Annotated in this window: 15 protein-coding genes; 11 read left to right on the forward strand and 4 right to left on the reverse strand. The window is 37.3% G+C overall.

Features of this window, described 5'->3' with window-relative positions:
* Positions 1–52 precede the first annotated feature (52 nt).
* Positions 53–538 carry a VOC family protein gene (locus NST66_RS26745; protein ID WP_034271333.1) on the forward strand — a complete coding sequence of 162 codons (486 nt, stop codon included), beginning with the start codon at positions 53–55 and terminating at the stop codon, positions 536–538.
* Positions 539–574: 36 nt separating this feature from the next.
* Here NST66_RS26745 and NST66_RS26750 read toward each other — a convergent pair whose 3' ends face one another.
* A complete protein-coding gene (locus tag NST66_RS26750; protein WP_033580795.1) occupies positions 575–1,111 on the reverse strand; it encodes a L,D-transpeptidase in 537 nt (178 codons plus the stop codon).
* A 277-nt stretch (positions 1,112–1,388) separates the two neighbouring features.
* Here NST66_RS26750 and mscL point away from each other — a divergent pair, with 277 nt between their 5' ends.
* The 10 genes from mscL to NST66_RS26800 all read left to right on the forward strand — a co-directional run bounded on the left by mscL (position 1,389) and on the right by NST66_RS26800 (position 11,967).
* Positions 1,389–1,784, forward strand: coding sequence for a large conductance mechanosensitive channel protein MscL (mscL, locus tag NST66_RS26755; protein WP_028411898.1), 396 nt, complete (start codon positions 1,389–1,391; stop codon positions 1,782–1,784).
* A gap of 195 nt (positions 1,785–1,979) precedes the next feature.
* Positions 1,980–4,049, forward strand: coding sequence for an LTA synthase family protein (locus tag NST66_RS26760; RefSeq protein WP_098627249.1), 2,070 nt, complete (start codon positions 1,980–1,982; stop codon positions 4,047–4,049).
* A 195-nt stretch (positions 4,050–4,244) separates the two neighbouring features.
* A complete protein-coding gene (locus NST66_RS26765) occupies positions 4,245–4,787 on the forward strand; it encodes a helix-turn-helix domain-containing protein (protein WP_028411896.1) in 543 nt (180 codons plus the stop codon).
* Between the two features lie 20 nt (positions 4,788–4,807).
* Entirely contained in the window at positions 4,808–5,917 is a 1,110-nt protein-coding gene (locus tag NST66_RS26770) for an ABC transporter ATP-binding protein (RefSeq protein WP_028411895.1), read from the forward strand.
* On the forward strand, positions 5,907–6,707 hold the full coding sequence (locus tag NST66_RS26775) for an ABC transporter permease (RefSeq protein ID WP_028411894.1): 801 nt from the start codon (positions 5,907–5,909) through the stop codon (positions 6,705–6,707). Before NST66_RS26770 ends, NST66_RS26775 begins: the two co-directional genes overlap by 11 nt.
* A 1-nt stretch (position 6,708) precedes the next feature.
* Positions 6,709–7,515, forward strand: a complete 807-nt coding sequence (locus NST66_RS26780) for an ABC transporter permease (RefSeq protein WP_028411893.1) — start codon at positions 6,709–6,711, stop codon at positions 7,513–7,515.
* Positions 7,512–8,585, forward strand: coding sequence for an ABC transporter substrate-binding protein (locus NST66_RS26785; protein ID WP_028411892.1), 1,074 nt, complete (start codon positions 7,512–7,514; stop codon positions 8,583–8,585). Before NST66_RS26780 ends, NST66_RS26785 begins: the two co-directional genes overlap by 4 nt.
* A 218-nt stretch (positions 8,586–8,803) precedes the next feature.
* Positions 8,804–9,916 carry an acyltransferase gene (locus tag NST66_RS26790; RefSeq protein ID WP_154992511.1) on the forward strand — a complete coding sequence of 371 codons (1,113 nt, stop codon included), beginning with the start codon at positions 8,804–8,806 and terminating at the stop codon, positions 9,914–9,916.
* A gap of 145 nt (positions 9,917–10,061) precedes the next feature.
* A complete protein-coding gene (locus tag NST66_RS26795) occupies positions 10,062–10,739 on the forward strand; it encodes a response regulator transcription factor (RefSeq protein ID WP_028411890.1) in 678 nt (225 codons plus the stop codon).
* Positions 10,732–11,967 carry a sensor histidine kinase gene (locus NST66_RS26800; protein ID WP_033580797.1) on the forward strand — a complete coding sequence of 412 codons (1,236 nt, stop codon included), beginning with the start codon at positions 10,732–10,734 and terminating at the stop codon, positions 11,965–11,967. Before NST66_RS26795 ends, NST66_RS26800 begins: the two co-directional genes overlap by 8 nt.
* Positions 11,968–11,983: 16 nt before the next feature.
* Here the strand turns inward: NST66_RS26800 and NST66_RS26805 are convergent, their stop codons facing one another.
* The 3 genes from NST66_RS26805 to NST66_RS26815 are packed head-to-tail and all read right to left on the reverse strand — an operon-like array spanning position 11,984 to position 14,311.
* Entirely contained in the window at positions 11,984–12,874 is an 891-nt protein-coding gene (locus tag NST66_RS26805) for an RnfABCDGE type electron transport complex subunit D (protein WP_228123023.1), read from the reverse strand.
* Positions 12,855–13,784 carry an FAD:protein FMN transferase gene (locus tag NST66_RS26810; protein ID WP_230624707.1) on the reverse strand — a complete coding sequence of 310 codons (930 nt, stop codon included), beginning with the start codon at positions 13,782–13,784 and terminating at the stop codon, positions 12,855–12,857. The genes NST66_RS26805 and NST66_RS26810 overlap by 20 nt, the downstream gene beginning before the upstream one ends.
* 14 nt (positions 13,785–13,798) lie before the next feature.
* Complete coding sequence (locus NST66_RS26815; RefSeq protein ID WP_033580799.1) at positions 13,799–14,311, reverse strand: FMN-binding protein; 513 nt, start codon at positions 14,309–14,311, stop codon at positions 13,799–13,801.
* Positions 14,312–14,344 lie beyond the last annotated feature (33 nt).

Raw genomic sequence — 14,344 nt, forward strand, 5'->3', positions numbered from 1 at the left:
GCTGTTTTTCTTTTTGTAGAAAGGGAATGTTTGTGTATAGGAGGATGATAAAATGGTAGCTATTACTCACGTTGGATTAGCTGTACCTGATGTAGAAGAAGCCGTCCAGTGGTATGGGAAAGTTTTAGGTTTTAAGCTGATTGCCGGTCCTTATACGTTTAATGCGGAGGAAGAAAAAGCTGAAAATATGACTCAAGATTTACTAGGGTCTCATATTAAAAAAATGAAAAATGCTCACATGACAGCTGATAACCAGGTAGGCATTGAACTGTTTGAATTTAATAAGCCGCAAATGCCTCTTGTATTAAAAGACAGCGATGAGCAGTATCAAAGTTATTTTCACATGTGTTTAATAGTCGATGACGTGGAAAAATTAGCGGATAAAATCGAACAATCAGGCGGTAAAAAGCGTAGCCAAGTATGGAATACAAGACCTGGAAAACCTTATTACTTAATTTATTGCGAAGATCCGTTTGGGAATATTATTGAGCTATATTCACATAGTACGGAGCTCATGTATGGGAATAAAGAAGAATAAAAGCTTATCCACATTTTTTGGATAAGCTTTTATTTTTCACAGCTGTCCGTAGCCATATACCTTTGCCAGCTCTTCGAAGGTTTTTGATGAATACGTAATAGTTACAGATGTTCCTACTGCTACTTTATCGAATAGTTCTTCCACATCCGCATTGTGCATCCGTACGCAGCCGTGGCTTACATATTTGCCAATGCTAGCTTCTGAGTTATTCCCATGAATACCGTATGTGTCGCCGGTTGTTCCGTTTGCATTAAGCCCTAGCCAGCGAGAGCCAAGAGGATTATTAGGAGCGCCTCCTGCAATGTGCCCTGTATAGTAAGGGCGATTTTTAATTTTGTTAACAATCTTGAAAAAGCCTACCGGCGTATCGCTCCATGTTTTTCCCGTAGCTACTGAATACGTCTTTTCTAACTTTCCGTTATGAAAATAAGCAAGCTGATTTGTTTTTTTATTAATAATAATTAAATCTTCACTTGCTGTGTTTTCACTTGCGTCCGCCGTGCTTGCTGTATAAGAAATACTGATAATAGCTGCGAGACACAAAGCCGCTGCTCGCAGTAGAATTTTTCTCACGTTCTAGCCATCTCCTCTATTGTTCGATTACATATTTGATGAATTACATGCTATTAGTGTATAAAAGAAAAATGGACTGAACATGAACCTTACCTGAATGAAAACTGAAAGTGCGTTTTTACATGCGAATATAAAGTGAAAATATGGGCAGAAATACAACTAAAGGTCTGGTACATATCTCATGAAAAAGAGAAAAATGAAAATGCACCTTGTCTGTTTAATTTAGGATGTATTATCATGAAAGTTTGAAATGAAGGGCAGGAGGTGGAATAAACAGATGCTTAAAGAATTTAAAGAGTTTGCTTTGCGAGGAAATGTATTAGATTTAGCTGTCGGTGTTATTATTGGAGCTGCATTTGGAAAAATTGTCACGTCTCTTGTAAATGATATTATTATGCCGCTGATTGGTTTGTTGTTAGCAGGGATAGACTTTAAAGATTTATCCTTTACGGTTGGAGATGCTACGGTATTATATGGATCTTTTATTCAAACAATTGTTGATTTCTTAATTGTTGCATTCTCGATTTTCTTATTTATTCGTTTCTTTAATCGTTTTAAGAGAAAAGAAGAAGAGAAAGTAGAGGAAGAAGTGGCTGTTCTGTCAAAAGAAGAAGAGATCTTAACAGAAATTCGTGATCTGCTAAAAGCAGAAGCAGTGAAAGAGCGTTCATAACAGCAATTTTTACATACGTATAAAACGGCTAAGAGGCCCGTCTTTTCATAAGAAAAGCGGGCTTTTTTTGTGTGAAATTTCTCGGGAAATGTTAGTGGTATGATCATGGGAAAATTAGGCGTGAAAGCGAGAGAGATAGGAATGTTAAAATCATATTAAAAGTGTTAAGATATTGTAAATAGGAGGCTTAAGGTTATGTTTAAACATTTGTATCGTTCTTTGCCAATGCTGGTGGCGTATGGGCTGCTTAGCGTTTTTTTATACAGTGTTGTTATGCTTAATATATCAAATGACACAAAGATATTGTTTGACTGGGCCCAAATCCATACAGCTGGGTTCGTCGTATTAATAGGGGGATGCTCACTTGTCTTATGGACGCTCACTTTCTATTTGTTGCTTCGATTTAATCAGATAGAGAGAATACAAGGTTCGCAGTGGTACGCCATTTTTACGGCAATTGTGTTTTCAATTGCGGTAGCAGCCGTTTCTGCTATGGTTTTTGTTATCTATCATATTGATATACATAATCCAGGCAAAACAATAGAGTGGGTGCAAGCATACCCTGAACGCTATCTTTTTACGGTCTTTTTACTTTCGCTGTTAACACTAGCGATCATTATGCTAGTAGGGGAAGCTTATTTAGGGGCTGGAATTACCTTTGTTCTGTATTTTATTTTAGCTCTTGTAAACTATTATAAAAAAATCTTTCGAAATGAACCATTGTTCCCGAACGATTTTATTCAGGCAAGTCAGTTAAAAGAAGTTATTCCGATGATTAAAGATTCGATTTCAATTCCTATTGTCATAGGAGTTATTGGATCTATTGTCGTACTGATCGCTCTTTGGTTTTTCTTGCCGAAAATTAAAATTCGATGGTTTCTTCGAATTATTATGATTCTGCCGCTTATCTTTTTAATGAAATCATTTTTATTCTTTGAACACTCGTTTGCTCAAAAATATTATGATCAATATGCTGCGCTGATGCCTTGGAATCAGCAAAATAATTATTACTATAATGGACCTGTTATTGGCATGATTTCAAATGTTAAAACAGATGTGCTGCAAGAGCCGGATGACTACTCACAGGAAGTAATGGCCAAAGTGGCAAAACGCATTCAGTCAAAGGAAGAGAAAACACAAGAAAGCAGGACTGAAGTCAAGCCAAACGTTGTGTTTGTAATGAATGAAACGTTTTGGGACCCAACAAAGCTTAACGTGACGTTCTCTGAAGATCCAATGAAAAATACAAGGGAGCTTCAAAAGAAATATCCTTCTGGGTGGTCTTTAAGTCCTTCATTTGGCGGGGAGACAGCTAATGTAGAGTTTGAAGCATTGACGAGCTACTCTTTGTCTTTCTTTAACCCTGGAGGTCTTCCTTATCAGCATGTATTGAGTAAAAAAGAATATCCGTCTTTTGTTTCTTATTTAGAAAAACAAGGCTATGCTACAACAGCTATGCATCCAAACAGCGGCATGCTTTATATGAGACAAAATGTGTATCCAAATTTGGGATTTGATCAAGTGAAGTTTATTGATCAAATGAAGCATACTCAAAAAGATAACAAAGAATTTGTTTCTGATGAAGCTGTAGTTGATGAAGTACTCGATACGCTTCGTCAGTCGAAAAAGCCTGCATTTGTGCATGCTGTAACGATTGCAAATCATCTTCCTTATTCTGCGGATAAGTATAATGGTCAGGAAACAATTAAAGTAACCGGTAAAGGGTTATCACCAGAAATGCAAAAGGAAATTGAAATTTATGCTGAAGGAATCAAACGTTCAGATGCTGCTTTAAAACGATTGAACGATGAAATTCAAAAGTTGGACGAGCCGACCATTGTAGTATTTTGGGGAGATCATTTGCCAGCACTTGGACAAAACCTTCAAGCTTACAAAGAAACGGGTTTTGGAAACGAGAAAACGCAGCAAACATCTCAAAAATTTTATGAGACGCCGCTCTTATTTTTATCTAATTATGATACAAAAATAGATAAAAATCTTGGTACGATGAGTCCTATTTATATTGCTCCGACACTTGTTCAATCTCTTGGTTACAAAAGTAATCTGTTCTACGATCAGCTGAATCAAATGAAAACAGAAGTGCCGGCTTTTCGTTCAAATATGTATATAAACTCAAAAGGAAAGCTAGTGGATGAGCCGGCAGCGCTCTCTAATAAAGCTGCAAAAGACCTTCAAGATTACCATGAAGTTGAGTTTGATACATTATCCGGGAAACAGTATGAAACGCATAGGTTGTATAAATAAAAATAAAAACTCCTTTTAAATAAAAGGAGTTTTTATTTTTTAAGTGTTTAAGGTTGTACTAAAAAATAATTCATGTATAATATTTTAAGGTTAAAAGTAAACTTTAAGTTAAGTAAAACAAAACTTGAGTTTGGAACAGCATGAACAATTATTCATGCTGTTTGCTAATTTTAAATACAGTTGAGGATCGAGAGTATGGAAATAGGAAAGAAAATTAAGAATTTACGATTAAAAAAAGGCTTAACACAAGAAGAGCTAGGAGAACGTACTGATTTAAGCAAAGGCTATATTTCGCAGCTAGAGCGCGATTTAAGTTCGCCGTCTTTAGAAACATTTTTTAGTATTTTGGAAGTGCTGGGGTGCGAACCGAAAGAATTCTTCGAAATTGATACGCATGTTCAAAAGGTTGTATATAAAGAGGAAGACTACACGAGTTATTGCGAAGATGAAAAAGGTTACCATATTCAGTGGCTTGTACATGAATCAAATGAAAAAGAAATGGAGCCAATTCGTCTTATTCTTCATGAAAAAGGTGCATTTAAGAGATTTGAACCTTCTCTTTCAGAAACGTTTGGCTACATTTTGCGCGGGTGTGTGAAGGTGAAGCTTGGAGGCAGAATATATGAGGCTAAACAAGGGGAAACCATCTATTTTCAAGCTTCTGAAGAACATCAGATTTTAAATGCTCATGACGGAATAACAGAGTTAATTATCGTGGCGACAGAGTCTTATTTATAGAACAAAAGAGGTGAAGTGAAATGACATCTACGAATACAATTATTCAATTTGAAAATGTGACCAAGCAATATGATAATGATTCAGTTGTATTGGATCATGTAAGCTTTGAAATTGAAAAAGGGAAGTTTTATACCCTTTTAGGTCCATCGGGATGTGGAAAGACAACGATTTTACGATTAATTGCAGGCTTTACGGAGGCCTCGAGCGGAACGATTTATTTTAATGGAAAAAGAATTAATGATGTCCCGGCTAACAAACGTCAGGTTAATACGGTTTTTCAAGACTACGCGCTTTTCCCGCATTTGAATGTATTTGAAAATGTAGCATTTGGTCTTCGAATCAAGAAGATGAAAAATGCTGATATTGGGATAAAAGTTAAAGAAGCCCTTCGCTTTGTTAACCTAGAAGGATATGAAAAGAGAGAAATAAAGGAAATGTCGGGCGGTCAAAGACAGCGCGTAGCCATTGCACGAGCAATTGTAAATCAGCCCGAAGTCATTCTGCTGGACGAGCCGCTTTCAGCTCTTGATCTAAAATTGCGTACGGAAATGCAATACGAGTTAAGAGAATTACAGCGCCGTCTAGGTATTACGTTCATTTTTGTTACGCACGATCAAGAAGAAGCGCTTGCGATGTCCGATGAAATCTTTGTTTTGAATAAAGGAAGAATTCAGCAGAGCGGGGAACCTACAGATATTTATGATGAGCCAATTAATCGTTTTGTTGCCGATTTTATTGGTGAATCAAATATTGTACCAGGTAAAATGATTGCTGACTTTTTAGTGGAGTTTGGCGGCCAGCAATTTGAATGTGTCGATCAAGGGTTAAACCGAAATGAGCAGGTTGAAATTGTGATTCGCCCTGAAGATTTAGCCATTACAAGCTCCGATCAAGGAAAGCTGCAGGTTCGTGTAGATTCACAGCTGTTTAGAGGAGTCCATTATGAAATTTTAGGCTATGACCATGCAGGGAATGAGTGGCTCGTCCACTCTACAAAAAAGGCAACGGTTGGCGAAGAAATTGGTTTATATTTTGAACCTGAAGCTATTCACGTTATGCGATTTAATGAAACGGAAGAAGAATTCGATAAGCGACTCGAAGGTTATGAAGAGGATTACCATGCAAACTAAATCAAGAAATATTTATTTAGTCCCGTATGTGTTATGGATTTTGCTTTTTGTAGTTGCTCCCATTGTATTAGTTGTCTATTATTCTTTTTTCAGCATTGATAATGAGCTGACGCTTGAAAACTATAAGAAATTTTTTACCCCTGTTTATTTACAGATGACGCTGAGCTCATTTTGGTATGCCTTTTTAATTACGTTATTTTCCTTGGTTTTTTCTTATCCAACAGCTTATTTACTAACGAAGCTTAAGCATAAGCAGCTTTGGCTTCTACTGATTATTTTACCGACGTGGATTAACCTATTATTAAAAGCTTATGCTTTTTTAGGCATATTCGGCACGTACGGTACGGTTAATAAATTTACTGAATTTCTGGGATTTGGTACTCATCAAATTTTATTTACTGACTTTAGTTTTGTATTTGTATCAGTGTATATTTTTATCCCCTTTATGATTTTGCCGATCTTTAACTCTTTAGAAGAACTTAATCCCTCGCTTATCTACGCTTCGCGAGACTTGGGGGCATCTTCATGGGTGACATTTAAGCGCGTGGTATTTCCGCTAACGCTAGAAGGGGTTAAATCAGGTTGTCAGGCTGTTTTTATTCCAGCACTGTCACTCTTTATGATTACGCGTTTAATTGCTGGAAACCGCGTCATTACACTGGGAACGGCGATTGAACAACATTTTTTAGTGACGCAGGATTGGGGCATGGGAGCCACAATTGCTGTCTTTTTAATTATTGCGATGGCCGTTATGATGCTCATAACAGGCACTGGAAAGAGAGGTGTGTAAAATGAAGAGAAAGTGGAAGTTCAGCCACCTTTATTTATTTTTTGTCTTTTTCATTTTATACGCGCCCATTTTTTATTTAATGTATTACTCTTTTAACAGCGGAGGAAACATGCGAGAGTTTGAAGGGTTTACGTTAGATTGGTACAAAGAAGTGTTTCAAGACACACGTTTGCTCATTATTGTCTTGAATACCTTAATTATTGCTCTATTGTCTTCGGTTATTTCAACGATTATTGGCGTGATAGGAGCACTTGCTATCGTATACGTGAAGCGCAGACGTGTTCAAAATACACTGTTAACATTTAATAATGTGTTAATTGTGAGTCCAGATGTTATTATTGGCGCATCTTTTTTAATTCTATTTACCATTATCGGTGTAAAGCTCGGGTTTATATCGGTATTATTAGCGCATATTGCATTCAGTGTACCGATTGTGGTCATCATGGTTCTGCCTAAGCTGCAGGAAATGAGTCCGACACTGCTCGATGCAGCCCGTGATTTGGGAGCAAGTCGCTTTGAAGTACTTTCGAAAGTGGTATTGCCATTTATTCGTCCGGGTATCTTTGCAGGCTTTTTTATGGCTTTAACTTACTCTTTGGATGACTTTGCGGTTACGTTCTTTGTGACCGGGAATGGTTTTTCCACGCTTTCAGTAGAAATTTACTCGTTAGCAAGAAGAGGGGTCTCGCTGAAAATCAATGCTCTTTCTACTCTTATTTTCATGTTTACCGTGCTGATTGTAATTGGTTATTACTTTATCAGTCAGCGATATAGCAATAAAGCGAAAGGGGTGGCGACTGGAAAATGAAGCAATTAGCAAAGCCGTTTATCTTCATCGTCATCCTTTCTTTCGTTCTTATGTATGTGGTTCATCATTTGAACAATGCCGAAGGATACTCTGGAGGAGATACGCTGACCGTCTATAATTGGGGAGATTATATTGATCCTGATTTAGTGAATCAGTTTGAAAAAGAAACCGGAATTAAAGTCATTTATCAGACCTTTGATTCGAATGAAGCAATGATGACAAAAATTGAACAAGGCGGTACGACATTTGATATTGCTGTTCCTTCTGAATACGCGATTAGCAAGATGCGTGAAGAAAATTTACTATTGCCAATTGATCATTCGAAGCTGCCTAATTTAAAATACATTAATCCGCGTTTTTTAGACCTATCTTTTGATCCTGGCAATAAGTACTCTATTCCTTATTTTTGGGGAACTGTGGGTATTGTTTATAACTCTGATATGATTCATGGTAAGAAGATAAAGAGTTGGAATGATTTATGGGATCCTAAGCTAAAAAATCAAATTTTACTTGCAGATGGTGCTAGAGAAGTGATGGGAATGGGGCTAAACAGCTTAAATTATTCATTAAATGATACGAATAAAGCTCATCTTCAAGAAGCAAAAAGAAAGCTTGATACATTAACACCAAACGTAAAAGCCATTGTAGGAGACGAGATTAAGATGCTCCTAGCAAATGAAGAAGCGGCAGTTGGCGTTGTTTGGTCAGGTGATGCTTCTGAAATTATGAGTGAAAACGATAAGCTGAATTACGTTGTTCCAGAAGAAGGTTCGAATTTATGGTTCGATAACATGGTTATTCCAAAAACGGCTAAAAACGTAGAAGGTGCACATAAATTCATGAATTTTATGCTAGATCCTAAACACGCTGCTCAAAATGCAGAATATGTAGGGTATTCTACGCCTAATAAAAAAGCGTTAGATTATTTGCCGAAAGAAGTAGCGAAAGATGAACGTTTTTATCCGGATGAAGAACTAACCAATAAGCTTGAAGTATATAATAACTTAGGCAAACGAATGCTTGCTTATTACAATGAATTATTTTTAGAATTCAAAATGCACCGTAAATAAAAGGTACTTAGTTAGGCCTTTATACTCAAGTTCTTTATTGTTTTTGTAAATTCAGTTGCGTGATAGCAAGAGGAAAGATAAAATACAAACGAGTAAAGCTAATAACATTTATTTTATGTTATTAGCTTTTTTATTTGTAAAACGGGAAAGATAAGAAAAAATTGAATGTTCTATTATTCATCTAGAATGTATATTTCACATTATATAGGAGAGAAAAAGTGAAGCAAAAACAAAAGCAGCATATTCAATCCATTTATTTTTTACGATTATTCGCTATGATGATGGTTGTGCTCGTACATGTAACAGCAGCGTATGCAACGGTACTGCCATTTGCAAGTGAAGCTTATCAGAAATATCATTTCCTTAACCGAATTGTTCGAATTGAAGCAGGGATCTTCATTGTGATCACAGGTTTAGTTTTCTTTTATAGTTACATTAACAAGCCGTTAACAAAGACTTTATGGAAAACGTATTATGCTCGAAGAGTGACATATATTTTAGTTCCCTATGTTATTTGGGCACTTATTTATGAATTTTATTCGTACTATGTGGGAGCAACAGAATTAAATGCAGCTGATATTGTGAAACGTATTTTACGCGGAGAGTCCTACTATCAGCTTCATTTTATCTTTTTAATTGTACAAGTGTATCTCGTGCTGCCGATTTTTGTATGGCTAGCACAAAAAGTAACCATTTTTAAAAAATACATGTGGCTGTTTGGTATTATCATTCAGCTTGGTTATTTAATGCTTAACAATACGTATCATATCACTTCATTTAATTTATTTTTAAATACAATGGCTACGTTTTTACTCGGCGGTTGGATTGGTATTTATTATCGCGAACAAGTGGATAAAAAGTACAGTCGTTCAAATATTGTATTATTTCTGGTGACGCTCGGATCGGGAATAGCTATTTCACTGTTAAATTATCATTTATACACAATGAAGACAATTCACATTTCAGGCTTTACGTATGAGGCTGTTAATACGCTTTATTTGGTCGTGGGAAGTTATTTCTTCTTCCGAATTGCAGAGATATTAGCTGAAAAGCTTTCTGTGAAGTCCGTGACGGTCGTTAAAAATATTGCCATGTACTCGTTTGGATTTTACTTGATTCATCCAATGGTTTTAAACTTTGTGGCAAAAGCAGTACCAATACAAGGCAACTATATGTTTCACGTGGAAATCTTGGCACGTTATATTTTGACATTAGCGGGCTGTTACCTCATTATTTGGGGATGTCATCGTCTTTTACCGTTTGCTAGCTTTTTGTTTGGTAAACTGCCAAAAGAAGCGGTGTTCATTTACCGACGTCCTGATCATAAATAGCGTTTAGTTAAAAGTTATGCCTGCTTGCAGGCATAACTTTTTTTATAAAGTATAAGAGATGATAACGCGCTAGTTTTAAAATATTTTTAAAAGTGACATGCTAAGATAATGATTATTTAGGTAATCACAAAAGGGGGAATTTGATATGCGTGTACTTGTGGTAGAAGATGATGCTTCATTATTACACGGTATCGTAGAAGGCTTAAAAGAAGAAGGATATGAAGTTGATTGTGCGTCTGATGGAGATGAAGGTTTGTTTTTAGCAGAGCAGAATATTTATGATGCCTTAATTTTAGATATTATGCTGCCGGGTATGACAGGGCTTGACATACTAAAAAAACTAAGAAAACAAAAGGTGTTGACCAAAGTTATTTTTCTTACTGCAAAAGATAGTGTAGAAGATCGAGTGAAAGGACTCGACTATGGAGCCGATGATTATTTGGTTAAGCCTTTTGCCATGGCTGAACTTTTTGCGAGGTTAAGGGTAATGCTTAGGGACTTGCAGGCAGAAGAAGGTATGATTTCATATGGTCCCATTTCTATACGAGAAGCCAATCATGAAGTAGTGATTAATGGAAGTGTCCTCACGTTAACGATTAAAGAATTTCAGCTTTTGGAATATTTTATTCGAAATAAAGAACAAATCCTTATTCGAGATCAAATTTTTAATCGGGTATGGGGTTTTACATCCGATGTAGGAGTGGGCGTAGTTGATGTTTATGTTCACCATTTAAGAAAGAAGCTTCAGCCTTTTAATTGTGACAATTATGTACGTACAGTCAGAGGCGTAGGCTTTATGTTAAAAGGGGAAGAGCATGTTTAAAAAGACGAGAATCAGGCTTGTGTTATTTAACACAATGGTGCTGATGGTTATCTTGAGCATTTTTAGTGTGGTTTTATATTTTTACATGCAGCATCTTATTTTTTTAAACCCGGACAATCGGCTAAGTGAGATGAGCGAGCAGGTTAAAAAAAGAAATTTACATGAAATTCAGGAAAACAATGAGAGAGAAACAGAACGTCGCGTTGCGTTTTTACTTTGGAGCAGTGATAAAAAATTAATCAAAATTACACCTAAAAAAGGGTTATATACAAACGATATTGACGACTTTAAGCCTGCGCTCTCAGAAGGGAAAATCAAAACGTCGCAAGAGGTAAACGGTCATGCTTATCGAGTGATGAATGTGAAAAATGAAGGATATATAAAAGATCAAGACGTTTCAACAATTCAACTTGTCTTAAACGTAGATCCAGAAACTCAAACCTTAGAGCACCTTGCTTTTCTTCTTGTCATTTCAGCTTTTATTGGACTGCTTCTTTCCCTTGTAGCTGGCTTGTTTTTAGCCAATCGAGCGCTTGTACCTATTCAAAAATCTTGGAACAAACAAGTCGAATTTATTGCAGATGCTTCCCATGAGTTAAGGACGCCTCTTTCCGTGATGCAAACGCATCTCGAGCTATTGTTTAGACGACCAAATCATACGATTGAGCAAGAAAGCGAAAACATTTATCAAAGCTTAAACGAAGTAAAGCGGATGACGAAGCTGGTGGGCAACTTACTAACACTCGCTAGATCTGATTCAAGTGCACAGCTGCTAAACAAAACGGTCTTTAATATGGGTGAGCTAGTTGATAAAGTAGCTAATCAGTTTGAGCCTATATTTGAACTAAAGGAGCTGCATTTCACAAGGGAAATTGAATCGTTAATGTTCGGAGGAGATCAAGAACGACTTCATCAGCTATGTATGATTTTGTTAGACAACGCTTTTAAGTACACCCCACCTGGAGAAAGCATTCATATTAGTCTAAAGAAACATCATCACTCTATGACGCTAATTGTCAAAGACACAGGCATTGGAATTGAAGCGAAAGATCTTCCGTATGTGTTTGATCGCTTTTATCGAAGTGATAAGAGTCGGGCGCGTGCCGAAGGAGGATCCGGTTTAGGGCTCGCGATTGCCAAATGGATTGTACAAGCTCATGACGGAGAAATTAAGGTTTTTAGTCAAAAAAACGTGGGTACGGAATTTTATGTGAAAATTCCGCTATGAAAAAAGCTGCCTGTCATTAGGCAGCTTTTTTTGTCACTTTTTTGTTTGCAGTCTTCCATGCTTTCCATGCATTAGCAAGTAACAGGCCGATTAATAAATAGGCAAGGCCGCCAAAAACTAAGTAATCTACGGCGCTAATCGCCCCTGCAAGCATCCCAAATTTTATTTGGTCTTTATACTTCGCAGGAGAAGTTGGCGGATCCGTCACCATAAAGAAGGCTAAAAATAAAGCGGAATTAACAAAAGGAGCTCGTAAAGCATCCGCTACATCACCTACTCCTATTAATGACATAATCGTAAAAATAGCAAAATACACGCCTAAAAACGCAAATACTTGAGGGAATTTATTTACTTTGCTCGTCACAAGGTACCCTGTCACAAACACGAATACAATGAGCCAGACGGGTAGTAAAGATAAGCTTCCCCACCAGCTTTGGCCGCTTGAAAAGACAATAAGTGAAAAGAGAAGACCAAAAGCGGCAGGGTTAAAAATAGGCTTCTTTTTTACTTTTACTAAGTGCTTCGATAAAATAGCAACAGCTACAGTGCAAAATGTGACCCAAGCAGGTGTAGAGGTGCTGAGCACTAAGGCAATAATTAATCCAGTAATAATTCCGCCGTCAGGAAGCTGAATTTTCTTTTTATAAGCAAAAGAAAATCCTAAATCTAAGGCGGCCGCCGAGCATACGGCGAGTAGTAGGTGTCCTAATCCTTGAAAGGCAGAAGAGTTGAATTCACCTAATAAGGTTAAAAGCAGCAGCATAGCCATCACGTATCTTTTAGGTGTTTTAACTAGCTGCCCCCACCGACTTATTTCTTTTGGTTTGTTTTCATCTACAATAATATAACCTTTGGGTGTACTAATATATTTAACACCGCTTCTTCGTTCAGAACGTGTGGTCATCATTCATTAATTCCTCCATATCTGATGTGAAAAAAGGAGTGAAACTAGAATCGAAGAGTACGCCGCGTACGTCGGCATCATTCAATAAATTTACTCCTTTTTCCGCTCCTAAAATAAAAGCTGATGTAGATAATGCATCGGCCAGCATGGCAGAAGGAGCAATAGCTGTACAACTCATTAGACTGCTTCTAGTAGATGGAGATAAGGGATTAACCAAATGATGCATGAATGGTTGCGTCTTATTTTTTCTAGCATAATTTCCTGATGTGCAGACAGCCGTATCTGTTACACGCAAGGTCAGTAATGACTGCGTTTGAATCTGAGGGTGCTGAATCCCGACTTTCCACAAATCTCCGTGTTGATTGAGTCCTTTAACTAGGATGTCTCCTCCGGCATTAATCATAAAATGCTGATAAGGAAGGGAGTGGGCAGCCAAATCAATAGCTAATCCTTTGGCGACCGCTCCAAGATCTATAATCATCGGTTTTTGTAAGAGAACCGTTTTTTTATGTGTATTCAATACGATGTCTTTATAACTTCCAGAATCGACTGCTTCGTTCACTTGTACGGGCTTTCCATCTAAATAATGTTCGTTAAAACCACGTTTTTCTAATTGTTTTCCTACCGTTGGGTCAAAGATTCCATGCGTTTCATCTGCTACTAAGATAGCGAAATGAAGGGCTTCAAATAATAGGGGGCTAACAGCAACAGGTTCTTTGATATGTCTAATTAGCTTCATAACTTCGCTTTTGGCATCAAATCGACTGCATGTCGTTTCGACGGTCTTAAAAATAGTAAATGCCTTTGAGATATGGTGAAGGACATTTGCTTCCTCCGATTGGGGAGCAATTACTTGAATGGACACGGTTGTTCCCATACATAAGACAGAGCGACTATACGTTTTTATGGACATCATGCGTTTCTCCTTTATGCATTCATTGCTTGCTGAAGGGCGTCATCCACGGCATTTTGAAAATCTTCTGTGCTAAGCGTTGCTCCGCTCACGACGTCGACATCTGAGCTTTGTCTTTGTACGACTTGAGACGGAAGATCCTCAATGTAACTCTCAGAATAGTGAGTATCCGCTTCTGTAATTTCAACTGTATCAATTCGGTCGTTTTTAATGGTCACAGATACGTAAACAGTTCCGATACGGTTGCTTCCTTGACCAGAATACGTTCCATCTTTGTATTTTGTTTTAGGAGCAGAACTTTCGGTACTCGCTGATGAAGGGTGCTTATTAGAAGAAGCGATATCTTCTCCCCAGTTATCATTAACAATCGTTTGATTGTCTGTCTGATCTCTCGTTTTTTTCTGATGATGAGCCGGTGTGACTTGAACAGCTTGCGCGTCAGATAGAGTGTTTATATAACCAGTTGCATAAATACTTCCAATGGCTACGCTGCATGCAGCAATCATCGTTTTTCCCATTTTACTCATATTTGTTGAACCTCCTGATTTATACCAGAACTA

The sequence above is a fragment of the Priestia sp. FSL W8-0524 genome, from assembly GCF_038005965.1.
In the GTDB taxonomy this organism is placed as follows: domain Bacteria; phylum Bacillota; class Bacilli; order Bacillales; family Bacillaceae_H; genus Priestia; species Priestia zanthoxyli.

Bases quoted from the DNA above. Each gene is read 5' to 3' on its own strand.
- NST66_RS26765 (WP_028411896.1), top strand. From the start codon at position 4,245: ATGGAAATAGGAAAGAAAATTAAGAATTTACGATTAAAAAAAGGCTTA.
- mscL (WP_028411898.1), top strand. From the start codon at position 1,389: ATGCTTAAAGAATTTAAAGAGTTTGCTTTGCGAGGAAATGTATTAGAT.
- NST66_RS26785 (WP_028411892.1), top strand. From the start codon at position 7,512: ATGAAGCAATTAGCAAAGCCGTTTATCTTCATCGTCATCCTTTCTTTC.
- NST66_RS26745 (WP_034271333.1), top strand. From the start codon at position 53: ATGGTAGCTATTACTCACGTTGGATTAGCTGTACCTGATGTAGAAGAA.
- NST66_RS26795 (WP_028411890.1), top strand. From the start codon at position 10,062: ATGCGTGTACTTGTGGTAGAAGATGATGCTTCATTATTACACGGTATC.
- NST66_RS26800 (WP_033580797.1), top strand. From the start codon at position 10,732: ATGTTTAAAAAGACGAGAATCAGGCTTGTGTTATTTAACACAATGGTG.
- NST66_RS26810 (WP_230624707.1), bottom strand. From the start codon at position 13,784: ATGTCCATAAAAACGTATAGTCGCTCTGTCTTATGTATGGGAACAACC.
- NST66_RS26780 (WP_028411893.1), top strand. From the start codon at position 6,709: ATGAAGAGAAAGTGGAAGTTCAGCCACCTTTATTTATTTTTTGTCTTT.
- NST66_RS26770 (WP_028411895.1), top strand. From the start codon at position 4,808: ATGACATCTACGAATACAATTATTCAATTTGAAAATGTGACCAAGCAA.
- NST66_RS26805 (WP_228123023.1), bottom strand. From the start codon at position 12,874: ATGATGACCACACGTTCTGAACGAAGAAGCGGTGTTAAATATATTAGT.
- NST66_RS26760 (WP_098627249.1), top strand. From the start codon at position 1,980: ATGTTTAAACATTTGTATCGTTCTTTGCCAATGCTGGTGGCGTATGGG.
- NST66_RS26815 (WP_033580799.1), bottom strand. From the start codon at position 14,311: ATGAGTAAAATGGGAAAAACGATGATTGCTGCATGCAGCGTAGCCATT.
- NST66_RS26775 (WP_028411894.1), top strand. From the start codon at position 5,907: ATGCAAACTAAATCAAGAAATATTTATTTAGTCCCGTATGTGTTATGG.